Source organism: Lysinibacillus sp. C5.1 (assembly GCF_016350185.1).
Taxonomy (GTDB): domain Bacteria; phylum Bacillota; class Bacilli; order Bacillales_A; family Planococcaceae; genus Lysinibacillus; species Lysinibacillus sphaericus.
In genome coordinates, this window is sequence record NZ_CP066226.1 from 2,139,431 (window position 1) to 2,162,140 (window position 22,710).

30 protein-coding genes and 1 pseudogene are annotated in these 22,710 nt (G+C 36.4%); 26 read left to right on the forward strand and 5 right to left on the reverse strand.

Annotated elements, in window-relative coordinates; all coding sequences use genetic code 11:
* Window positions 1–154 precede the first annotated feature (154 nt).
* The gene (locus tag I5435_RS10180) at window positions 155–1,855 is read left to right on the forward strand and encodes a hypothetical protein (RefSeq protein ID WP_337983728.1); all 1,701 of its coding nucleotides are present in this window, start codon (window positions 155–157) and stop codon (window positions 1,853–1,855) included.
* A gap of 392 nt (window positions 1,856–2,247) precedes the next feature.
* Here I5435_RS10180 and I5435_RS10185 read toward each other — a convergent pair whose 3' ends face one another.
* Both I5435_RS10185 and I5435_RS10190 read right to left on the reverse strand, forming a co-directional pair.
* Window positions 2,248–2,589 carry a hypothetical protein gene (locus tag I5435_RS10185; protein ID WP_024361862.1) on the reverse strand — a complete coding sequence of 114 codons (342 nt, stop codon included), beginning with the start codon at window positions 2,587–2,589 and terminating at the stop codon, window positions 2,248–2,250.
* Between the two features lie 486 nt (window positions 2,590–3,075).
* Window positions 3,076–3,204 (reverse strand): hypothetical protein, encoded by a 129-nt coding sequence (locus I5435_RS10190; protein ID WP_255313812.1) that lies wholly within the window; start codon window positions 3,202–3,204, stop codon window positions 3,076–3,078.
* A 698-nt stretch (window positions 3,205–3,902) separates the two neighbouring features.
* Here I5435_RS10190 and I5435_RS10195 point away from each other — a divergent pair.
* Window positions 3,903–4,043 (forward strand): hypothetical protein, encoded by a 141-nt coding sequence (locus tag I5435_RS10195; protein ID WP_158694860.1) that lies wholly within the window; start codon window positions 3,903–3,905, stop codon window positions 4,041–4,043.
* Here I5435_RS10195 and I5435_RS10200 read toward each other — a convergent pair.
* Window positions 4,040–4,471: a type II toxin-antitoxin system HicB family antitoxin gene (locus I5435_RS10200; protein WP_108030888.1), complete on the reverse strand. Its 432-nt coding sequence runs from the start codon at window positions 4,469–4,471 to the stop codon at window positions 4,040–4,042. The genes I5435_RS10195 and I5435_RS10200 overlap by 4 nt on opposite strands.
* Before the next feature lie 92 nt (window positions 4,472–4,563).
* Window positions 4,564–4,779 carry a type II toxin-antitoxin system HicA family toxin gene (locus tag I5435_RS10205; protein WP_108030887.1) on the reverse strand — a complete coding sequence of 72 codons (216 nt, stop codon included), beginning with the start codon at window positions 4,777–4,779 and terminating at the stop codon, window positions 4,564–4,566.
* Window positions 4,780–4,892: 113 nt separating this feature from the next.
* Between I5435_RS10205 and I5435_RS10210 the strand changes: the two are divergent.
* From I5435_RS10210 to I5435_RS10235, 6 genes and pseudogenes are all read left to right on the forward strand, one after another.
* Window positions 4,893–5,300 (forward strand): annotated as a pseudogene (locus tag I5435_RS10210) (PBSX family phage terminase large subunit); the annotation flags it as partial.
* 83 nt (window positions 5,301–5,383) lie between these two features.
* Window positions 5,384–5,590, forward strand: coding sequence for a hypothetical protein (locus tag I5435_RS10215; protein ID WP_024361858.1), 207 nt, complete (start codon window positions 5,384–5,386; stop codon window positions 5,588–5,590).
* A gap of 284 nt (window positions 5,591–5,874) precedes the next feature.
* On the forward strand, window positions 5,875–6,837 hold the full coding sequence (locus I5435_RS10220; RefSeq protein ID WP_024361857.1) for a helix-turn-helix transcriptional regulator: 963 nt from the start codon (window positions 5,875–5,877) through the stop codon (window positions 6,835–6,837).
* A 74-nt stretch (window positions 6,838–6,911) separates the two neighbouring features.
* The gene (locus I5435_RS10225) at window positions 6,912–7,544 is read left to right on the forward strand and encodes a type 1 glutamine amidotransferase family protein (protein ID WP_337983729.1); all 633 of its coding nucleotides are present in this window, start codon (window positions 6,912–6,914) and stop codon (window positions 7,542–7,544) included.
* Window positions 7,545–7,954: 410 nt separating this feature from the next.
* Entirely contained in the window at window positions 7,955–8,518 is a 564-nt protein-coding gene (lepB, locus tag I5435_RS10230; RefSeq protein ID WP_108030884.1) for a signal peptidase I, read from the forward strand.
* A 173-nt stretch (window positions 8,519–8,691) separates the two neighbouring features.
* Window positions 8,692–9,177 (forward strand): NUDIX domain-containing protein, encoded by a 486-nt coding sequence (locus I5435_RS10235; protein ID WP_337983730.1) that lies wholly within the window; start codon window positions 8,692–8,694, stop codon window positions 9,175–9,177.
* A 165-nt stretch (window positions 9,178–9,342) separates the two neighbouring features.
* On the opposite strand, the gene I5435_RS10240 is transcribed toward I5435_RS10235, so the two are convergent.
* Window positions 9,343–9,717: a helix-turn-helix domain-containing protein gene (locus tag I5435_RS10240; RefSeq protein WP_337983731.1), complete on the reverse strand. Its 375-nt coding sequence runs from the start codon at window positions 9,715–9,717 to the stop codon at window positions 9,343–9,345.
* A 192-nt stretch (window positions 9,718–9,909) separates the two neighbouring features.
* Between I5435_RS10240 and I5435_RS10245 the strand changes: the two genes are divergently transcribed.
* The 18 genes from I5435_RS10245 to I5435_RS10330 all read left to right on the forward strand — a co-directional run bounded on the left by I5435_RS10245 (window position 9,910) and on the right by I5435_RS10330 (window position 22,705).
* Window positions 9,910–10,119, forward strand: a complete 210-nt coding sequence (locus tag I5435_RS10245; RefSeq protein WP_103976459.1) for a helix-turn-helix transcriptional regulator — start codon at window positions 9,910–9,912, stop codon at window positions 10,117–10,119.
* Window positions 10,116–10,889, forward strand: a complete 774-nt coding sequence (locus I5435_RS10250; protein WP_337983732.1) for a BRO-N domain-containing protein — start codon at window positions 10,116–10,118, stop codon at window positions 10,887–10,889. Before I5435_RS10245 ends, I5435_RS10250 begins: the two co-directional genes overlap by 4 nt.
* A gap of 146 nt (window positions 10,890–11,035) precedes the next feature.
* Window positions 11,036–11,293: a hypothetical protein gene (locus tag I5435_RS10255; RefSeq protein WP_337983733.1), complete on the forward strand. Its 258-nt coding sequence runs from the start codon at window positions 11,036–11,038 to the stop codon at window positions 11,291–11,293.
* A 260-nt stretch (window positions 11,294–11,553) separates the two neighbouring features.
* Complete coding sequence (locus tag I5435_RS10260) at window positions 11,554–12,168, forward strand: hypothetical protein (RefSeq protein WP_337983734.1); 615 nt, start codon at window positions 11,554–11,556, stop codon at window positions 12,166–12,168.
* A 98-nt stretch (window positions 12,169–12,266) separates the two neighbouring features.
* Entirely contained in the window at window positions 12,267–12,431 is a 165-nt protein-coding gene (locus I5435_RS10265) for a hypothetical protein (RefSeq protein ID WP_158694859.1), read from the forward strand.
* 202 nt (window positions 12,432–12,633) lie between these two features.
* Entirely contained in the window at window positions 12,634–13,296 is a 663-nt protein-coding gene (locus I5435_RS10270; protein ID WP_337983735.1) for a DUF4355 domain-containing protein, read from the forward strand.
* A gap of 29 nt (window positions 13,297–13,325) precedes the next feature.
* Window positions 13,326–14,192: a phage major capsid protein gene (locus tag I5435_RS10275; RefSeq protein ID WP_337983736.1), complete on the forward strand. Its 867-nt coding sequence runs from the start codon at window positions 13,326–13,328 to the stop codon at window positions 14,190–14,192.
* Window positions 14,193–14,206: 14 nt separating this feature from the next.
* Window positions 14,207–14,359, forward strand: coding sequence for a hypothetical protein (locus I5435_RS10280; protein ID WP_337983737.1), 153 nt, complete (start codon window positions 14,207–14,209; stop codon window positions 14,357–14,359).
* Window positions 14,360–14,368: 9 nt separating this feature from the next.
* On the forward strand, window positions 14,369–14,695 hold the full coding sequence (locus I5435_RS10285; protein WP_337983738.1) for a head-tail connector protein: 327 nt from the start codon (window positions 14,369–14,371) through the stop codon (window positions 14,693–14,695).
* On the forward strand, window positions 14,682–15,005 hold the full coding sequence (locus I5435_RS10290) for a phage head closure protein (RefSeq protein ID WP_337983739.1): 324 nt from the start codon (window positions 14,682–14,684) through the stop codon (window positions 15,003–15,005). The genes I5435_RS10285 and I5435_RS10290 overlap by 14 nt, the downstream gene beginning before the upstream one ends.
* The gene (locus I5435_RS10295; protein ID WP_337983740.1) at window positions 15,005–15,418 is read left to right on the forward strand and encodes an HK97-gp10 family putative phage morphogenesis protein; all 414 of its coding nucleotides are present in this window, start codon (window positions 15,005–15,007) and stop codon (window positions 15,416–15,418) included. Before I5435_RS10290 ends, I5435_RS10295 begins: the two co-directional genes overlap by 1 nt.
* Window positions 15,391–15,801: a DUF3168 domain-containing protein gene (locus I5435_RS10300; protein ID WP_337983741.1), complete on the forward strand. Its 411-nt coding sequence runs from the start codon at window positions 15,391–15,393 to the stop codon at window positions 15,799–15,801. The genes I5435_RS10295 and I5435_RS10300 overlap by 28 nt, the downstream gene beginning before the upstream one ends.
* Before the next feature lie 45 nt (window positions 15,802–15,846).
* Window positions 15,847–16,626, forward strand: coding sequence for a phage major tail protein, TP901-1 family (locus I5435_RS10305; protein ID WP_337983742.1), 780 nt, complete (start codon window positions 15,847–15,849; stop codon window positions 16,624–16,626).
* A gap of 62 nt (window positions 16,627–16,688) precedes the next feature.
* Complete coding sequence (locus I5435_RS10310) at window positions 16,689–17,165, forward strand: tail assembly chaperone (protein ID WP_337983743.1); 477 nt, start codon at window positions 16,689–16,691, stop codon at window positions 17,163–17,165.
* Between the two features lie 50 nt (window positions 17,166–17,215).
* Window positions 17,216–17,509, forward strand: coding sequence for a hypothetical protein (locus tag I5435_RS10315; protein ID WP_051147791.1), 294 nt, complete (start codon window positions 17,216–17,218; stop codon window positions 17,507–17,509).
* A 5-nt stretch (window positions 17,510–17,514) separates the two neighbouring features.
* Window positions 17,515–20,658 carry a phage tail protein gene (locus I5435_RS10320; protein WP_337983744.1) on the forward strand — a complete coding sequence of 1,048 codons (3,144 nt, stop codon included), beginning with the start codon at window positions 17,515–17,517 and terminating at the stop codon, window positions 20,656–20,658.
* 3 nt (window positions 20,659–20,661) lie between these two features.
* A complete protein-coding gene (locus I5435_RS10325) occupies window positions 20,662–21,570 on the forward strand; it encodes a phage tail domain-containing protein (protein WP_337983745.1) in 909 nt (302 codons plus the stop codon).
* 16 nt (window positions 21,571–21,586) lie between these two features.
* Window positions 21,587–22,705, forward strand: a complete 1,119-nt coding sequence (locus I5435_RS10330; protein WP_024364693.1) for a GTP-binding protein — start codon at window positions 21,587–21,589, stop codon at window positions 22,703–22,705.
* Window positions 22,706–22,710 lie beyond the last annotated feature (5 nt).

Sequence of the window (22,710 nt, forward strand, 5' to 3'; positions counted from 1 at the left end):
ATAAGTTTAACATGTATAATAAAGGGGTATTAAGGTAAATATTTCTATTTATGTATTAGCTTCATAATAGAATGATAACTGACCAGTACGCTACAATTATAAATCTTGGCAAAATGTATATTTATTAACGAAGAAAAAATAGGAGTGATTTGATTTGACACAATTTACAGCATTACAAGAAGCTCATGCCTTCGCAGAGGCATTTCTACTAACTACTGAGCCGTCATCTTTAAAACATCCTTATAAAAAGGATAAAGGTCGATATCCACGAGTACGAAAATTTATCCAAAACTATTTATTAAATGGTTCTAGTGAAATATTCAATTCCTCTCCCATACAACAAGGTGTTGGGCAATTAATGATGTTTTGTGCTCAGTTCGCCCAACAAAAGGCTCAAAATGGAGAACGTGATGAAGTTTACAAGGAAATTGTTAATATAATTATTCCAAAACTAATCGATAAAGCATTAAATTTCCCAATAAATCCAATTGATCAATTAGCAGGCTTAATTTATTTAGGTGCAGCAATGCTAAAAAAGTTAGATGAAACACAGAGCGATGTTTCCTTTTCTAATTTAGATGCGTTGTTAGCGCAATACCGAAACCATTTTGCTAATGAAGTATTAAATTCTAAAGAATACCATATTATTATGTACTATCGTACGCCATCTGCTTGGACATATGATGATGTAGAAAAATCGTACCGTTTTGCTACGGGGCCATATGCCGGTCAAATTGGCTATTGGATAACAACGGCAGAGCCATTAACAGATCCACAGAAAACTTACTTAGATAAACAAACAGTTCTTGATGATGGAGGAAAGGTTGTGTTTGCTGGTATTCAACCAGGGACTAGTAGTAAAAATTATTTGAACCATCATGCAGATTTTAATACGAAAAACCAAAGATTTATTCTGAATTCTTCACTGAATGCGATTGCGTGTTGGATGGCAGCACATATATATGATGTAAAGGTTCATGAGACTGGAGCTTCCTTAGAACCTGCACATAATTTGAAAAACGCAATTCGTGATGTACTTAGTTATACTCAATGGGGAATCAATACTTCAGTGGCTAATGCCTCTAAAGGTTGTTTTCAGCAAGAGCCCTATAACAATTCATTATCTGCAAAAAGGGTTCTTCCAGTGCATGGGTTTTCTGAAGTGAACCTGACAAATAATATGTTACGTGCGCGATTCGATTCTCCAGCATATAATGCATTTGCTATAACATTCTTGCAAATCTATGCAAGCTTAATAGAAAATCCGACAGCTTCATCATGGAACAGTCTTGTTCCTAATAACGATTCGGATTCGGCAGTTATGGTTACGCAGTTAATTAATACTTACGAGGCTATTTTTGATAACTATGCAATTATTAAAAATAACCTAATTAGTCATTTGTTTAGCCATGCTAAATATTGGGGAATGTACATTCCTGAGAATGCCATGTTGGGTTCATCAGCGTTAATGAAGAATCCATGGCAAATGCCTAATAAAGGTGAGGGCATCAATCAAGCAATGATTGGATTATTTAATGTTTATCCTGGCGTTACGGGGCAAGGTTCTACAAGCATTGATAATAAAGTATCAAAGGCCATAAAACTGCAACTTGATATTGGGCAATCATTACATGGTCAAAGTAAGTTTCCTTCCCATGGTCGTTCAGGTCTTTGGGATTTAGCTCGCCTAGATATATTAGCCGATGCTTGCAATACAAATGGAACTGTTGATTTTGCTACAGACCTTACTACGACTGATAAAGAATCTCCAAACTGTGCTGGAGCACGCCGAGCATTCTACGCTTTAGCGATGGCATTAGTAGTGGATCAATCTAACAATTTTGCTTTAAATTAATAGTTAAAGCTCACTACGGATAAAAGGGTAATAAACAACCGTAAGTTCTTTTTTGATTCACTAGAAATATGGAACGGGATGCTAGAAGTGAGCTAAATCGACATTAGAATCTTAGGAATTGCATGCCTTTATCAACAGGGATAGGGGTTTTTAAGAATCCGTGAGCAATGCTTTTGCTAGTTTAGCTAAAACATGTCGTTTCTTGCGCTTACCCGGGAAATTTTTTTATTTCCTGACCTTACAACCATATTTCCAATAAGACATTAGGAATGTTCAAATAGAGCTAAAAATAACGAAAGGCATAAAGAGTGCACTTCTTTATGCCTTTTGGTCAACAATATAAGCATGTGAAAAATAGGGCTTATACGTTTTTAACCCTTAGATTTATAAAATTAAAGAATTTGTGTTAATTCTGAGTTCACAAATCTTTGAGCATCAATGATAACACCTGATGCTGTTCGCCCGTAAACGCTATATAATCCACCAGTTTGATTCGGAGCAATTTCAACTTCATATTGGAACGAACCAGCTACACTTGGTGTTACAAAAGTAGAAGCATTTGCAGCGGCTAAAAAAGGAGTTGTAGATAGTAATTGTCTTGTGCCATTAAGTCGATAAACGCGGACTACTCCAGATAGAGAACCTCCAGTTAGATTAAGAATTTTGACACGCACACTAGAGGCATTAGCTGGTAGATTACCTGTATTTTCAATTGGACCAGTAGTTAAAGGCATATATATTCACCTCCTTCAAACAAAAAGTTATAATCTGCAGATTACATTTTTATAGTATGCAATGCTCTGTTACATTCTCTAGTCATATTAACCAAGTCTTTTTTAATAAAAATTAAATAGAAAAACTAATAAGTGAAAATATAAACAAAGGTGAGACTGTCTAGCAAGGCATAATACCTGATAGAAATACCTAATGAGAGGGAAATATAAAAAATTATCAATAGTTAGTGATGGCGTTCAAACTGATGATTCTATTCGTCTGAAGGTTGTGTAGTGGTGCAGTCCACCATAATTCAAGACAGTGGATGTGTTGTCAGAAATATTGTCAATTTGTTCAAATTGAGAAATATAATCTTGATAAGTTTGGAGGCAATGACTTCTTAAAATAAGTTCATAGTGGTTTCAGTGAGCACAAAGGTTTTCAACAAATGGGGAAAGTAAAAAAATATAGAGCGATTACTATCGCTCTAGAATACTATTATATAATTAAAATTCCTTGTTTCTTTCAAGCTCTTCAACTCGTTTTTCTAATTTTTTAATTTTCTTTTCATTAATACCAGTAATGAAGAAAGCTGCAATCGCTATTGAAATAGTAAATATAGCAGAAGAATCCATTGTAATACCTCCCAATATTTTTAATTAAATTATAGCAAATATAGCCACAGCTCTCCCTGCTGAATTACATGTACTTGCTTTTGAGAGTAAGCTAATGATTAATTTGTTTTTAAATGGTAAAATTAAACTGTTGTACAAAGGAGGTGTAATGCGTGGGGGAGTTCTTTATTGCAATAGTAATTTTAGTCTTGATAGTAGGGATTATAATTACCTTAAAAAAGATAAGAAGTACTAACTATAGTTCTACCAATCGAAGCCGTTCTAACTATTCAGGAAATAATACAACTGATTTTATTTCATCAGGTTCAGTCTTTTCGTTACAAGATACAGATAGAAATGATTGTTCAGACACCACTTCAAGTAACAGTGATTCTGGAGGTTCTTCGTGCGATTAATTTTTAAGTCGTTTCCGAATCGGAAATGGCTTTTTTATATTAAAATAAACTTCTATTTAATTGGTGCACCTATTAATCGCATCTCAATGACTTTCATTTTTACTCAGGGCTTGTGTCGGGGGAAGAACGGAGCGATTACAACATGTACAAATTAAAAATATAGAAGCGACAACTCTGATACGATGGTATAACAGGAATGTTTAAATTATTGTGATCTACCGTATTTAGTAAGGACACGTACAAAACGACACTGTGCTCATGAAATGATAATTAAATATTCGTCAGTTTGAAGAAATGGTATATATGGATGATGAAAGTCGATTGAAGCTAGAGCAGATGCAGGTGAATATTGATAAAACCAAATTGGAGATTGAAAAGCTTGGTTCTGATCAACAAAATAAACCTATAGAAATTAATATTGTCAGCAAAAAAAAGCAACCTTAATTGGCTGCTTTTTTGTCGTTTTGTTCAATACCAAGAGCTTCTTTAAGGGATGCTTGAAGTATCTGAGAGAAGTTTAAACCGGCATCTTCAGCTGCATCTCTTAACCAACGAGGTAGCGTACAGTTTTTAGTTACTGCTTTGTTAGCTGCTTCGTTACGATATGGGGGCATATAGATGTCAATAAATACAGTTCGATCAGTAGAATCTAATAGCTCGATGCTTTCAGGAGTCGAAGGTGCAGGAACAGGTAAGTCCTTTTCTTCTAATTCTAAAATACGAAATGCCAACATTTCTTTAGCTTCTCGAATACCAGAAGTAATATTTTCGGCCAGGATGGCAGTTCCTTCGAAATCAGGGAAATACATTCCTAAACCACCTTCAGCAACTTCAACAACAACAGGAAAGATAAAATGATTTGGGTAACTCAATTTAAAACCTCATTTCTGATTTAGTTTTATTTAATTATTTAATTATTATATGTTTATCCATACGAGGTAAGGTAATAAGCAAAGCGGAGGGGTTAAAACTTAACCCCTGATGTCCGTTCGATACTTCTTAAAGTTCCTTTAGGAATCGCTTGACCACTACTATGATAGCTAATGTCTGCAAATCTTGTTGGGTCATCTTTATGTATGTATCTTTGATGACTGCCAGGACCCTTATGAGTAGGAGATTTGATGAATCCTTCTTTTTTGAGTCTTTTTAGCGCTTCTCTTACGGTTACTTGCTTTCCCATTACCTTACCTCCTTTCTAATTCTATTATAACACGCATTAATAATGCGTGTCTATTTTAGAGTGCAAAAATACACGTGTTTTTTATGCGTGTAATGTTAAAGGAGTTGAGTAAAATGACACTATTAATTGAAAAAGAAGTAAATCCACATTTCGAAACTTTACTATTCGACTGGCGTTGTAAGACACAACTCCTCGAAGGTGGTTATGGCTCATCGAAATCCTATCATGCTGCATTAAAGATGATCTTTAAATTACTTGAGGAAAAACGTACAGCTTTAGTCGTTCGTGAAGTTTACGATACCCACAGGGAAAGTATGTTTTCTTTATTTAGCGAAATCATCGAAGATTTGGGGTTAGGGGTAAGTATGAAGATAAGCTCATCACTAATGACAGTAAAGTTTCCAAACGGATCAAAAATCATCTTCCGAGGTATGGATAAACCAGAAAAGCTAAAATCAATCAACAATATCTCACTTATCTGGTTGGAGGAATGTAGTGAACGACATTATAAGAAGTTTGAATATCGAGATAGCGCAAAGTTTACAAGCAGGTGAAAGCTACACTGAAATGGCACACAGGATTGAGAATATGGGGCGTTGCATCCATGGATATTCAGTGCCGGTTTCTTTCGATTTACTTAGTAAACGATAAACTTCCTGAATATAGACGAGGCAGAGACTACATGGATGATTTAGGACTAACGTATAGGCAGGCGTTTAACAAAGCTTACAAAGAAGTTAAGCCACCAAGTGTGACTTTACCTTATGTAAGTTATTACGAGTGGAGAAAGAAATTTAGCAGAGAGGAGTAAAAATAAAGAGAAAATATGTGTTATTAATCTTCCTCAATAATCGTGCTCTATTGGGATTTATGCTTATCTAGTGGGGAATTTTACTTAAACTAATAACGCAGATGATGGGGTATACTAAAAATCAGAAATAGATTGTTAAGAATTATACTTAAACTATAAAGACAGAATAATCTAATTCAAGGAAATAAGTTAAATTTAAATGATAAACTAGAGTTTACTTATAACTAATTAAGAAAAATAAACTTATATGATAGATAATAAATACTATATAGAGGTGGAATTATATGCCTAAAATTGACAATATGTTAGCAATTCTATGGATGCTTCGTTCAGGTGAAAAAATTACTGCAAAACAAATTTCGGAAAAGTTAGAGATGAATATAAGGACTGTGTATCGTTATATTGATACAATTTCAACAAGTGGCGTACCTATAATTTCAGAACCAGGACATAACGGTGGATACACTTTATTGAACAATTTTATTGAGGCTCCTCTTTTTTTTGATTTTGAGGAGCAAACATCACTTTATCATGCTGCTGTTTTTGCAGAAGAAGCTGGATATTATGGCGGCGAAGCACTAAATAGGGCTATTTCAAAGCTAAGCAAATATTCAAATCAAGAGCAGAAAACAAAGATCAACCAACATTTAACTAGTCTTGAAGTAATAAGTCGATTAAGTTCACTCTCTATGGAAGCTTTTTTGAAGGAGTTGGAGCAGGCCATAGCTGACGGGTACTCAGTAAAAATTCTTTACCATAAAAGTGGCGAAAAGCAATTAAATTATAGATTGGTCGATCCGTACAGAATTATATATTGGAATAATAAGTGGTATGTGATTGGATTTTGTCATCTGAGGAATGATATCCGTAGTTTTAGAGTAGATCGAATTGAAAGTCTAATGCTAACCGAAAATAATTTTAACCGGCCAGAAAATTTTTCAGCACGTGACATTTTTATAAAAAATCTTCTTCCAACTATAGAAGATAAAGATAGGATTATTTCTTTGGTTATTAATGGGGATAAAAGTGTATTGGCTGATATTTGCCAACATTGGTTTTTAGGACATTATTTACAAACACGGACTTCAAATCAAGCAGTTTTTCTTCTTGATAAAGATATAATACATACATATGTACCTTATTTACTTTTACCGTACAATAAATCTATTAAAGTTATCGAGCCAACAAGTCTTAAGAAAAGAATTATTGAAGTTCTGTCGGAATTAATAAAATTTCATCAAGTATGATAACTTCCCTGACGTTAACTGTCAGGGAAGTTATTTTATAATAGCTATATCAATTGTGATTGGAGTGTTATTGGATGCAAACAAAAAAAGTTTTTCTATATGTATTTAATACAATGTCGGACTGGGAATATGGATATTTAATTGCTGAACTTAACTCAGGAAGATATTTCAAAAAAGATTTAGCACCTTTAAAAGTAATTACAGTAGGAGCTAATAAAGAAATGATTACTACTATGGGAGGACTGAGCATAAAACCAGATATTTCACTTGATGAATGTATTCTTGAGAGTAAAGATCTTTTAATTTTACCAGGAGGGACTACTTGGAGTGAAGAAATTCATCAACCTGTCTTGGAGAGAATTGACCAAGCTTTAAAGTTTGGCACTATTGTTGCTGCAATTTGTGGTGCAACTGAGGCTCTTGCGAATATGGGATACTTAGATTCTAGAAAACACACAAGCAATGACCTAGAGTATATTAAAATGGTCTGTCCTAATTATAAAGGGGAAAAATTTTATGAGATGAGACCTGCGGTATCTGGTGAGAATTTGATTACTGCATCAGGAGTAGCACCTCTAGAATTTACGATGGAAGTACTGAAAAAATTAGATGTATTTGCACCCGACACATTACATTCATGGTATAACCTAAATAAGACTCATAAACCTGAATACTTCTTCCAGTTAATGAATTCAATAAATAGCTGAGCTAAAAAATCAACTTAGCAGTTTTATATTAGTTCAAATAAAAATCATGCTTTAGACAATGTCAAAGTATGGTTTTTGTATAACTTAAATATAGTTTATGGAAGTAAAAAACTTACAAAGCACTCCTGAAGTTGTTATAAATAGAATTGGTAACTAAATCTCTTTTTAATCTTATTGAACAAAGGTGTGTTTTTTTCTTTGGCAATTATGTTGGAACAATCTTCTACAATCGGGCGCGATTCTATAATAAGGATTAGTGCTCGGTTTCATTAAAGGGCCAGATTGCGGAATATCAATTTTTTATATGGTACAAATAACGACACTTTGGGAAGGTTTTATATTTTAATTTACAAGTAGATGGAAAAAATAGTTTATAATTTATATAATGGTAATTCAAGGAGTTGATTATTTTGGAGAAATCTAAGAAAAAGGAATTATTAGACTGGGTTAAGTCTACAGTAATAACGTGTGTTATTGTTATCGCTACGATGGCATTTATTGTTTCCCCAACTAGAGTAGGTGGTGCTTCAATGATGCCAACATATGAAGATGGAGACTTCGTTCTAGTAAATAAAATTGGTAAGAAAATTTCTGGTATTGCAAGGTTTGACGTTATCGTATTCAAAACCCCTAATGATGAGATTTATATTAAACGTGTCATAGGATTACCAGGAGACCATATTGCTTATGAGAATGACACCCTTTATGTAAACAATGAAGCCTCGGAAGAACCATATTTAGATTTGTATAAAAAACAACTACTAGACACTGGTACACTAACAAAAGATTTCACTTTACAGTCTTTAACAGATCATTCAACGATACCAGAAGGCTACTTATTTGTTTTAGGTGATAACAGGAGAAATAGTATTGATAGTAGATATTCTAGTGTGGGATTAGTACCAATGGATAAAGTATTAGGGAAAGCCAACGTTAGATTTTATCCATTTGACAGCGTAGGTATTGTTAAATAATTTGATTCATCAGAGAACCTATAATTACAATAACGGATATTTAGTGTTACAAGGATTTATAAAGTATACAAAATAAACCTTATAAACGTTCCCAAAGGAAACTTTGGTGACATTGAAAGGAATTCAATAACATCTTCTAGAAAACTTAATATATCAACTTAGGAGGTTTTTAAATGTCTTCTCATATTAGAGTTCGAGCTGGTGCAATAATAATAGAGAATAATGAAATATTATTAACGGTGTATAACGACCCAATAAGAGGTATCGTTTATGATTTACCTGCTGGAGGTGCAGAACCCAATGAATCAATTATAGATACAGTAAAAAGAGAAGCCAAAGAAGAAGCGTGTATAGATGTAGAAGTTGGTCCACTGGCTTTTGTTTATGAATACACACCTCATCTTAATTTAGATAAATTTGGTAAAATACATACATTGGTTATGATGTTTGAATGCAAAATAAAAAGTCCTAGTAAACCAAAATTTCCAGAAAACCCGGATTCAAATCAAATAGATGTAAAATGGCTATCTATTTCAGAGTTACAAAATATTGAAATGTATGCAAACATCGGACCGTATTTACAGGAATATACGCAAAGTCCTAGAAACATTGATTTAATAGAAGAGCATAAACTAAATGATGTTTATCGAGTTCGTTAGAGTTATTTTATACAATCCCATACAAAATAACGTTCCCAAATAAAAGTTTGGACGTACACCAAAAAGTCACAAATGTTGTTAAATCAACGTTTGTGACTTTTCTTATGCGCATTATTTATTCAGCTTTTTATGCAGAGAGTAGTTTGACTGGTTAAGTATTCATTATTAATTTTCATGTTTTAAAATTTCCCAAATATCACGTAATCTCTGAACTGCCTCTTCTTTCGAATATGGAAGTTCTTTGTAAAACTTCTGTAGTTCTGGACTGTTAGCAAAAGCTTGAAAGTCTGCATCTTCAGCTTCTTGAGGAGCAAGACTTTGTTTTTCTGTACGACCAAGAAGGTAATCAATTGAAACATCAAAAAGTTTAGCGATACTACTTAAAGTATCAATTGGAGGCATTTTTGTACCATTTTCATAAGCTGTATAAGTAGTTCTTGCAACACCTATTTCTTTAGCAACAAATGATTGAGTATATTCAGGCTTTGATTTCTTTATATTTTCACGAACCTTTTTTAAACGTTGTGCAAGAATATCCATTTATACGCACATCCTTAAATATTATTTTACTACTTATGATTGTATATGTTACCTAAAGGAACTTCTATATTTAATTATTTATTGTTCCTTAAAGAAACTTTGATATTCGAAAAGTATTGACATGTTCCTTTTAGGAACTTATATTTAAATTAATTAATGTTCCTAAAAGGAACTTTTGAAAGGGGAGAGGTTATGAGAAGTTGGCTGAAACAGATTCGAATAGCACAAGGAATAAAACAGGAAGAAATAGCTGATTCTGTGGATATTTCACGTGGGTATTATGCAAACATTGAACGGGGTGAAAAAACACCATCAGTAAAAGTGGCAAGAAAAATAGCAACTTACCTAAAATTTGATTGGACAAAATTCTTTGTACAAGAAAAGGAGGAAGTAAATCTATGAATCTTACATTAGCAACACAAAATCAATTTAATTCAGTTCTTTGTGACTTTTGGCAAAATGAAAAAGGCGAAATTTTCATGACTCGTGATCAAATAGGTCAAGCACTGGAATATAGTGATCCGCGAACTGCTATCGCAAAGTTACATGAAAGACATGCAAAAAGAATAGATCCTTTTTCAACTGTTACCAAACTGACAACAGTTGATGGTAGGCAGCGAGAAGCGGTTATTTATAACGCAAAAGGGATTTATGAAATATGCAGATGGAGTAAACAACCTAAAGCTGATGCATTTTATGACTGGGTTTATGATTTGCTTGAAAATCTTCGTAATGGAGAGCTATTGGTATTAAAATCTCAATCTGTAGATACAGAACTAGAAATTAAACGTATGCGTGCTGAGGCAATGTTGAATAACAGCCGTACACGCCAAGCTAAATTAATTCTGGACATGCAGAAAAATAAAATCTTATCTCCTGTAGCTGTTGAGTTGTTACAAGTAAATGCTTTAGAGGTTTTAAGTGACCAAACAATTGATTACCGTCCAGAAGTAAAAAAGACATATACAGCTAGTGATATTGGTTCAGAATTAGGTATTTCACCGCAGAAGGTTGGCAGTATTGCAAATAAACATAATCTAAAAACCGATGAATACGGATATTTTGCATTGGACAAGTCGCCCTACAGTAGTAAACAAGTAGAATCTTTCCGATATTACGAAAAAGGTCGTCAGAAGATACAAGAAATTGTCCAGGGGAAGTTGGTTAACTAATTGGGGAACAAAAAAAGAAAAGCCATGCTTTAAGCGGCAACTTAAAACATGACATAATTTTGAGTGACATCCACCCATATCATAAATCTATTATAACCGAATATCGTTATATTTAGAAGTGGATGTTACTCCCAGGAGGGAACATCGTGCAAATACCAAGTGAAAGTTGTTTACAAGCCATGATCCATTATTCAGAGTTTTATAATCTTACACCACCACTATCGAATGATTTCAACGATTGGTGCAAAAGTGTGGTGAATGAAATGGGTGATAGGGAAATACACCTACTTTATTTGGCTGTGAATGCTGCATTAAATAAAGGTCTTGGTTGTCAAAAGTTAATGACTATAATGTTTTATGAACTTCAAAGACGTAAATTGGAAATAGAGTTTTACGTAATTTAAGTTAACGCTTTATCACAAATTAAGACCTGAATTATAAAAGTTATAAAGGGAGATACATATTAGTCTTAAATAATACGTATCTCCTCTTTGCTCAGTAATTACGCATGATTTGGATAATTATGTTAATATTGATATGTATCTGGTGTTAAAACTTACTTTAACTCACGAGGAAGGAGTTTTTTTAAAGTGTTATTTAGTATCGATTGTGAAGATAGGAGTAATATGAAATAATTCCTGACAAATTGATTGGAGGAACAAAAATGCAAGGCTTTAAACGTTACTACTCATTAGTAATTCTTATCTTGTTGTTATCAGGGTGTGCGGGTGTAGAAAAAGATATACCGACCTCAAATGCGAAGATAACAATTGAGCCATATAAAATAAGTGAAAAAGAAAGTCTGCTAATTAGCAAAACAGGGGTAGAAAATATTGAATTTTTTAAACTAAATGGTATTTTACCCGAAGAAGATGATTTGCAATTTTCAGTAGAAGTATATGAAAAAGGTAAGTTGAAAGAAGAATTGCTTAAGAGCTGGGGTGTTAACGAAAAAAAATATCAAGAAAGCTTTATTTCATTTGGAGTTAGTGATTCTAATCGTTCCTTAAAATTATTATCTGGCATACCGTCTGGAATTGCTTCGACAACTTATTCAAGTAGCATGACGTCTTCTTCTCTTAGTAATTTAATAAGCGAAAATGTTAAGTTAACGAAAAACAAACCGGTTTATTTGGCGGCATGGCTAGGCACTACAAAAAACGAGCTGCTTACTGTGGAAAGCGAAAATGGTGAATTCCCCACTGGCGGCTTGGAGGAAGCTGAGCTTGCATTTTTATATAAAGTATTATGGACTGATAAGGCAATGAATGAAAATTAGTGGTGCAACAAATAAAGGGAGACAAGGACTTAGTATAATACTGGTGATGCACTCCCAGGTACGATGAGTAAGTTGAGGAAAGAGGTGATGGAGAACCAATGGATTATTTTTCATTGATTGCTATTATATTTGTCTCACTTATTGCAGCTGTTGTTTATGAAATAAAAAAGAAAAATGATATAAAACTTGAACAAATTAAGTTAGAACGAGATAAAGTAGCTTTGGAACAAAAAAGATTGGAAATTGAGAATAAAGTGGATTAATGATTCAACTGACGGGAGCTTTATATCAATAGCACTCAACTAATTAAAAAATTTTTTATAAAATAATATCTAAACAAGCCATTCATCCTGAGTGGCTTTTTATTTTGTCTTTCTTCTCGCAGACGCTATAAAGAACGGGAAAAATTACTATCGAACAGTTTAGGGATTCCATCGAATAACTAAATTGGGCAAGGAGGACATGATGAAGAACAATCTATTTCATTTAAGAACCTATCTACCTTTAGCTATTCAAATGTTTGCTGATGGTGGTGAAGAAAATCCTTCAGGTGATCATCCACCACAAGGAGATGGCGGAAACGGACAAAGGGCTACAATGACACTTGAAACGGTTCAAGCATTTCTAAAAGACAATGATGAGGGTAAGAAATGGTTGCAGTCATTTGCTGATACACGTGTAACGGAAGCGATTAAAACGTATGAAACGAAAACTCTTCCAAAGAAACTAGAAGAGGAAATTACAAAGCGTTACCCGCCGGAAACGGAGGAAGCGAAACAGTTACGTGAGTTAAAGGCACAATTTGAGCAATCGCAAAAAGAAGCTGCACGTGAAAAGTTAATTAATCAGGCGTTATCTATTGCAACTGAAAAGCGTTTACCAAGTAAGTTAGTAGCGTTCTTTGTCGGTGAAGATGCTGAAAAGACAACAGCTAATTTAGGTGTACTTGAAGCGGAATTTAACGCAGCTGTTCAGGCAGAAGTGGATAAACGCTTTAAAGATGGTGGAACGCCACCACCACAAAAAGGAGGGGGCTCAACAACATTGACGAAAGAAGCTGTACTGAAAATGACAACGGATGAAATCAATGCGAATTGGGATGAAATCGTGAAAAACAATTTACTATAATCGATTAGCAGTAAGGAGGAAATATCGTTATGACGATTAAAAACTTTATTCCAACAATTTGGTCAGCTCGACTTTTGCACAATTTACAAAAATCATTAGTATTCGGACAAGCTAGTGTCATCAACCGTGATTATGAAGGTGAAATCAAGGCTTACGGTGACACAGTAAAAATCAATGGTATTGGTGCGGTATCCGTAGGTGATTATACGCGCAACAAAAATATGAAGGATCCAGAGGAACTGACAGATCACACGCGTAATTTAGTGATTGACCAATCGAAGTTCTTTAACTTCCAAATCGATGATCTAGATAAAATTCAACAAAATCCTAAATTAATGGATCATGCAATGCGTGAAGCGGCTTATGCCTTATCGAATGTAGCGGATCAATTTATTGCATCTCACTATGTACATGCTGTTAACACAATTGGTACGGACACGAATCCGATTGCAGTAACAAAAGCCAATGCTTATGAGTACCTTGTGGACCTTTCAACGAAATTGGATGAATCCAACATTCCGACACAAGGTCGTTTTGCTGTTTTGCCACCTTGGTATGAAGGTCTATTATTAAAAGATGATCGTTTTGTCGGTTCAGGTGCATTACCAGCTGATGAACGTTTACTTAACGGTGTTGTAGGTCGTGCTGCAGGTTTTTTACTTATGAAATCCAATAATGCACCATTTGTTGATACAGGTTTTGAAGGCGTCGTCGCAAACTCAAAAATTATCGCAGGACATAATATGGCATGGACGTATGCTGAACAAGCTGCAAAAGTAGAGGGCTATCGAATGGAGAAACGTTTTGCAGATGCAGTAAAAGGACTTCATCTCTACGGTTGTAAGGTGGTTCGCCCAGAAGCTTTAGCGGTACTATCAGCTAGACGACCAGCGTAAGGAGGGGTTTAAAAATGTTCGTTAAAAACGTAAATACGGGTATCACATGGGCGGTCACTAAAGAACACGGTGCTCGCCTTTTGCGTTCAGGTGATTTTGAGGAAATACAAGCAGAGAAGCCAAAACGTACCATTTCTAAAAAAGCAGAAACAGAAACTGAAAAGTAGGTGGTCAATATGTGGCAACCAACTCAAGAAGAAATTGAGCAGTTTAAACAGTTAAATGGCGAAACGGGAGCTAAGCATGATGCGTTTTATTGTGCAATGGCTCCTATTTTATTTGATGTAGCAATCGACCATTGTAACGGTACGTGGTGTCCTGAAAAGATGCCTTACGGTGTGCAACTATTTATCGCTAAGGCTATACAATTCAATATGCAAACAACAGGGTTAAAAGGACGTGTTATGGGGACAGTCTCCTATTCTTATGACACAGAGTTTCCAAAAGCCATTTGGACCTATTTACGACCATATAAGAAGGTGAAGTTTCATGCATTACGATGAATTTCCTCATACAGTCGAAGTCGTTGAGAAGCAACGTATTTCTGATGGTGCAGGGGGATGTAAAACTGAGTGGATGCCAGTGGATACAATCGAAGCGTTTGTTGACACACCAACAAGCAAAGAGCAGTATTATGCACAGCAGCTAGGCAATTCATTACAACGTTACATGTATTACCCCTACAGAACTGATTTAACTTCTAGTATGCGATTATGCTTTGAAGGGGAGATATACGAGTTTGCAGGACGTCCTGAAGATCAAGGTGGCCAACATGAAATGATGCGTGTGGCTTTAAAGCTGGTGATGTCATAATGGCTCGAATTACTTTCAGTGGATGGAAATTGTTAAGAGCCGCGCAACGTTTTGAAGAAGGGATTTTAGATAAAGTATCCGACATTGTGTACGAGACTGCAAGGCTTATACAAACAGAGGCTAAGGCACTTGCGCCAGTCGATGATGGTAGCTTGCGTGACTCCATCGAAATGAAGATGCTAGGGAAGTATAACGCTGTTGTTACTGTTGGTGCACATTATGCTATATGGGTGGAGTGGGGAACAGGCATTTATGCTCAAGGCCCTGGAGGTAGTCGTGCAAAGAAAATCCCATGGACTTACTACAGTCTAAAACTAGGTCGTTATTTGACAACTGAAGGAATGAAACCTCAACCATTAATTATTATGCGCTGCCTTATTTCGAGTTGCAGCATGCTATTTACCAGAAGTTAATTGCTTGTGAAGCACTGACTTCTATCACTCAAAAAAGTGAAGAGGATTTAGGCGTATACGATGCAGTAGATGAAAATACACCATATCCATATGTGACGATTGCAGAGCCTTATTCATCGCCTTTTGACACGAAAACGAGCAATATTGAAACGATTACTTTTACGATTCATGCTTGGTGGATGGATAACGATGCGTACAGTGGTAAACGGAAGGTGTATGAGATGCTATCAGCTTCTCAACAAGCGCTGATGGCTCAAAATTACAAGCTTCCAAAAGTGAAGGTGCTAAGTGTCAAAAGGCGTGAATCTCGTGTTTTTGATGACAATAGCCCCGGCGTAAAGCATGGCGTCTTAGTAGTGCAATATAAAGTGCAGAATATTTAACAGTCCTTTATGGGGCTGTTTTTCTTTTAGGAGGGGAAATTACACATGCAAAACGGTAAGGATACAGTATTAATTGTCCAGCTTGCTACAAATGCGTTAGGTGAGGATGGGTACCTCATCGGGCATCTAACTGAAAATAGCCACTCAATCGAAAATGAGCTAGTTGATGAACAGACGAAGTTTGGACGGATTCTCGCATACGGCCAATCGAGTGAATCCTTTGAAGTTACGATGTTTGGTGACAAAACAGATTCTGGCCAAAAAGCAATCTTAGATGCCATTCGTAATAAGGTGCAGCTAAAAGTTTGGCAAGTTGATTTAAATACAGTCAAAAATGATAGTAATGAAGATGTACATGATGCCATTTTTGCTTACACATTAGTTGAATCAGTAGAGATATCGAATCCAGGTGACAACTTCCAAGAAATCTCCTGCACGTTACAGGTCATCGGAGAATCCAAACCAGGACAATTGCCGAAGCTACCTGATTCCGTTATAGCATTTGCAAGGAGTGCATTTGAAAAGCCGGGAGAGAAAACAGGTGAGTTCGGTAAAGCGAAAGAAAAAGCAGTACCTGTAACGAGTGTGACAGTGACACCTACAACAGCATCCATCGCTGTGAATGCTACCAAACAATTAAGCGTTGTTGTAACTCCTGAGGATGCATCAAACCAACATGTAACATTTGCATCGAGTGATACTACGGTTGCGAAAGTATCGCCTACAGGTCTTGTAACGGGACTAACAGCAGGAACATCTACCATCACAGTCACTACGGTAAGTGGAGCTAAAACAGCTACCGCTGCAATAACGGTTACAGCTTAAGGAATAGGGCGCAATATGCGCTCTTTTCTTTTTTACTCGTTTTAATAGGAGGGTTAAATCATATGGCAACATTAACAATTGAAAAAACTCAATATGAAGCAAAATTCGGATTCGCTTTTAAAAATTTAGCAGATAAAAACTACAATCAAAAGGATAAGGAAGGTAATGAGGTAGGTGGATTCAGTGCCATCTATACAGGTTTATTGCAATTTGATTTGGATGCTTTAAAAGCGTTTTGGGATTGTGGATTAGCGCATTTAGGAACAAAAGGCCGTCCATCAATAGCTGATATTGAGGATGCTTTAGAAGCAAGAATTGAAGAAGATGGTGACACAACCATGCTATTTAAAGAAGCATTTCGTGAAATTAATAACTCGGGTTTTTTCAAAAAAGATGCGAGGTCGTTTTGGAAGAACTTAGAGCTATTCAAAACGATGGGCAAAACAGAGGAAGAGCAAGCGGAGAATGCCAAGGGCGTACAGATCATGCTAGACGCGAAAGCAGAGTTATTGGAAGAGGAAACCAGGTTGATGGACTAGAATGGCTCGATGTCCTATCAAACGCTGCTGAATATTTAGGTGTTCATGATGTGGATTTAATTATGTCATGGACACCAAACGAGTACAAAGCACTTTTACAAGGCGCACAAATGAAAATGGTGAGTGATTATGAAAATTTAGCGATTCAAGCCATGTATATTCGCAAGGCTGAAAATGAAAAACGTTTAAGGTTAACGGACTTATTTGATGCTGAAAAAGCTAGAAAAAGAATCCTAGCAGGTGATAAAGAGTGGAAGCAATCTAAGAAAATAGACACGTCACTTTACAAGAAAGCGCAGGCTGATATGAAGGTGTGGGCTGATAAATTAAACAAGAAAGGATAATGCAAATGAACGAGAATTTTACTGCACGAATTGGCGCGCGTATTACGCAGTTCATGGCACGGATGCGCCAAGTCCAAAACACAATACGCACGACGGCAAATGATGTGCGTATTGATATTGGGGCAGACATTAGTCAGTTCCGTCGTCGCATGGCTGAAATTCGAGCGCGCATTGCAGCTTTAATTCGTGAACGAGTCGTTATTAAAATTGAAGCGCGAATAGAAGCATTTCAGAAAAAAATCAACCGGATTGCCACGAATATTCGTGCTTTTGGTGAGATAATTCAACACACCCTCATGGGAACAATTATGGCCGTCTTTCCAGCAATATCCCCATTATTAGCGAATACTGCTGTTGCTATTGCGAATTTAGGTCCGATGATTGGTACTGTCGCTGGTTCTACATTTGCATTAGCCGGTGCCTTTACAGCTGCTGGTGCCACAGCGGTTGCGTTTGGCGCAGTAGCAATCCCGACAATTAAAGCGTTATTTGATGAAACCGGCCCACCATTTAATGCATTACAAAAGAAAGCTTGGAATTCATTTGAAAGTGTAAAGGATACTTATCAGTCACTTGTAAAAGAGACTGAAACACCAGTTTTGCAAGCTTTTACAAGCGCCATGCACGCAACAGATGCCATACTGAATAAATTACGGCCTCTATTTATCTCAAGTGCACAAGCAGTGGCAAATTTAATGGCTCAACTCAATACGGCTATCGATACGCCACCTATACAAAAGTTTTTAATGTATCTAAATACTAGTGGTGCCTCACTGTTGGAGACGTTTGGTCGCTCATTTGGAAATGTGTTTAAAGGGTTGCTATCGATGTTGACAGCTTTTGCGCCATTAAGTATCAGTACAGCAAACGGTTTCGAAGCAATGACAGCACGATTTGCAGAGTGGGCAAATGGATTAAGTGGTAGTGCAAAATTCCAAGCGTTTATGGATTACGTGAATACAAATATGCCAAAGATTCGCGCTATCTTCCGAGATGCAATCGCTGGCGTTGTGTATTTCTTTAGTGCATTTGCGGGTTCTTCATCAAGCATGATGGACGGGCTCGTATCGATGATGGGTCGATTTAAAGAGTGGTCAGCCACACTTAGTCAAAATCAAGGTTTCCAACAATTTATTGATTATGTCCATCAATCAGCGCCTAGTGTTATGAACCTAATTGGTAATTTAACGACTTTCCTTGTGAACTTAGGTATTGGCATGGCGCCTCTTGGTGCAACCATTATCAATCTAGCCAATAAGTTTTTAACTTTTGCTAATAGCTTGATGGAAAACAATCGATCTATTGGGGTTATCATTGCGGGTCTTATTTCGTTTGGTGGTATTTTACTTGCCATCGTACCAAATATAATTGCATTCAAAGAGTTATTCGCGGGGTTAGGCCCATCTATGTTTGGTGGTATTGGGAAAGCGCTGAAATCCGTAACCGGGTTATTTACAAACTTTAGCGGAACAATGGCATCATTGGGTGTTAAAGTGATGACCTTCGCTACAAACTTTGGGAAAGCATTTGGACTAATTACGAATCCAGTAGGTTTAGTTGTCATAGCAATCGTCGGTTTCATCGCCATATTAGTACGTTTATATCAAACGAATAAAACGTTCCGGAGTCAGGTTCAAACTGTTTGGGAAGCAATTAAAACTGCAATTTCCGTGGCAGTAACAGCCATTAAAGAATTGGTGATGTCAATCTGGTCACAGATTACAGCATTCTGGACGGAAAACCAAGCAAGTATTAAGGCGACTGCTTTGGCTGTATGGAATGTAATCGAAAATGTTGTGACGTCTGTGATGTCAGCCATTGGGACAATCATGCAAACGATATGGCCAGTCGTAAAAGCGCTCATTGTCTCTACATGGGAAGCGATTAAAAATGTGATCCAAGGTGCCATTAAGGTTATTTTGGGTATCGTCAAAACATTCAGCGCACTATTTAGAGGTGACTGGCAAGGTGTCTGGGATGGAATAAAACAAATCCTTAGCGGTGCGTTACAAGCAGTCTGGGGTGCAATTAATCTTTACTTTGTAGGGAAATTACTTGGGCCTTTAAAAGCATTTGGCTCAACTGCAAAAACGCTTTTACAGGGCGTTTGGACAACGATTAAAGGCATTTTCACCAATACTTTAAATACGATAAAAAATACAGTTACAAACGTTTTTAACGTACTGAAAAATACGATTAAAACAATTTGGAATGGTATTAAATTGTTTTTCAATACTGTTCTCAATGGCATTAAATCTATTTTTACGAGTGTTTGGCGAAGTATCGCTTCATTCCTAGATAATTTTTTCACAAGTCTAATCGGCACAATTCGATCTGTTTGGAATGGTATTAAGAGCTTCATCTCAAGTGTCTTAAAAGCTATTGCAAACATTATTAAAAGTATTTGGAACGGTATTAAAACAACCATTAATACAATTCTAAATGGTATAAAAAGGACTATTGAAACCATTTGGAATGGGTTTAAAACAACCGTATCAACGGCGATGAAAAACGTTAAATCGGCTGTTGTGAATGGATGGAATGCGGCAAAGTCTTTCTTACAAAATATTAGTCTAGTGAAAATCGGTGAATTTATCGTAGCTGGATTAGTGAAAGGGATTAGTAATTGGTTTGGTAAAGTAAAAGCCAAAGTGATGGAACTTGCTCAGCTCTTACCTACGTGGTTACGAAATAAATTAGGTATTCACTCCCCATCCCGTGTCATGATGGCAGTCGGTAAATGGATTCCATCGGGACTTGCAAAAGGGATCAGAGGCAGTGCAAAAGTCGTAACGAAAGCTGCAGCAGTTTTGGCTGCAAATGCAGTTCCCGATATTAGTTCAAGTCTTTCTACTACCAAAGCTGAAATGAAGCTTGCGGCATCAAAATTAGCCGAAGCTGCTAGAGCAGATTTGCGTATCTTAACGGACGGGCTATCGGTGAAAAGTGCCTTCAGCAGTGCTCAAAACACAAGAATTACAAGCGAATCTGTACTTGATTTATCTATGCTTGAAAAAGTCGTTCAGCTACTTGGAATTATCGCTGATAAAGACCTGTCGCTTGAACTAGATGGCCATGTTTTAATGAATTATGTAGATGAGCGAACGGCAAGAAAAGTCGACCTAAAACGTTCTATGAGAGGAGTGTAAAGGATGGATGCGAAGTTAGTAAAAGTGAATGGAGAAGAAATTGTTTTGTCTCATGAGCGTTTTGTGACACAAGACATAATCGTTTCTCCTATCGAGATTAAGCGTGATATAGCGGATGTCGAAAGACGAGCAGGAGCAATCAACGAATTAGTTAAATATGGCACTCGTACAATACAACTTCAACTGATGTTTATCGCAAAAGACCATTCAGACTTTGAAACACTTGAAAATAGAGCGTTTGATCTGTTCACAGATTTAGAACCATATTACTTATATAAAGCTATACCAACCAAGCAATCCACAATGTACGAATTCGAGCTACCAGGTAAGAAATGGGGTAGAGAACTCGATTTTATCCCTAGTGAGGTTGCTTTTTTACATGGGAAACGATACTTCGTTATCAATAGCGATATGTCTAAGGTTGCACAAAAAGGTCTCACAGGGCGATTTACTGTTGCGTTGGAGACTTATATGCTTCCTTATGCTGAAAGCGCTGCAACATTAAAAGAATTAAAGCTGTGGGACATTAATAAGTGGGAATGGAATCAAGGATTGACGTGGGACGAGGATTTACAGTACAAGTTTACGGCCAATAATTTCACAGTGAAAAACTTAGGCAATGTCAAAATTGATCCGCGTGAAAGTGAATTGAAAATAACGATTAAGGCAACAGCATCGAGCTATTTAGAATTTAAGAATAATACCACTAGCGAAGTGTTTAGGTTTAATGGCGCTTTAACAGGTACAGATACATTAGTTTTGAATGGCATTCACACTTATAAAAACGGTGCGAATGCCATTTTGAATACAAATAAAAAGCTATTAACGCTTGTGCCGGGAAACAATGTTTTTTCGGTGTCCGGTGGAACTGTTCAATCAATCGAATTTGATTTTAGATTCCTATACAAATAGAAAGGATGTGCGGGAATTGACTTTAGAATTGCATAACACAGAAAATCCCATTAGTAATGCAGAACGAATGAAGCTCAATGAGAACTGGCAACGAATTATATCGGGGTATAGTTATTTGCAACAACAAATCAAAATGTTGTCTGGCAGTACAGAAGTTGATGAATTGTTACAGCGATTAAATCAAGCTGTAGATAATGCGAATACTACAGTGCAACAATCTATAGAGACGAATAACACAACATTGCAAGAAGCACTTAGTACTATCTCGCAAAAATTAGTACAGGTTAATAAGGCAATTACAGAAGCCAATTCTGCTCGCCCTGAAGTCAATACTGCTAAACAAGGTGCTTTAGCGGCATCAGAGCAAGTTCAAACAGCCCTCGCTTCATTGGAATTAATGGTTAAGAATATGGGTTCTAGGGGCAATTGGAATAATACGACGCAATATTATAAAAATAATTTGGTTCTCTTTAATGGCTCATCCTTTATCGCCTTACAGGATAACTTAGGAAAGACGCCTCCGAGTGATATTCAATCGAATGTGTATTGGTCAATGCTTGCTAAACAAGGACCTGCAGGGAAATCAGCATACGAACTAGCTGTTGAAAATGGATTTAAGGGAACGATGAAAGAATGGATTGAATCTTTAAAAGGTCTCCGAGGTCCAAAGGGTCCACAAGGTCCACCGGGTCCGCAAGGAGAAACACAGCATGCAGTAAATTTCAATCAGGAGATTCAGACATTGCAGACAACAGTAAATCAGTTGAATGAAAAAAAGGCAAACAAAAAGCTATCAGACAGCATCCAATGTACACTTCAGGCTGGATGGAGTCATCAACGAAAGGCCCCTTTAATCTATTACAAAGACGATTTTGGCATCGTGCATGTACAAGGGGAAATCATTAATTCCGGAAGCCAATCTCATAATGTATGTACAGTATTGCCAGTTGGATTTAGACCACGTAGTGATGTGGATAGACGGCAGGAAGTAGTTGCCATAGGGTACAAGTTTAATCATAGAGCGGTGAATGTTCCACCAATAGTAACGACAATTAGCATAGAACGCTCCGGTTTTATCCATTGTGATACCCAATTTGACAAGATCGCAATGGCATTTTCATTTAGGACAGATTAGGGAGG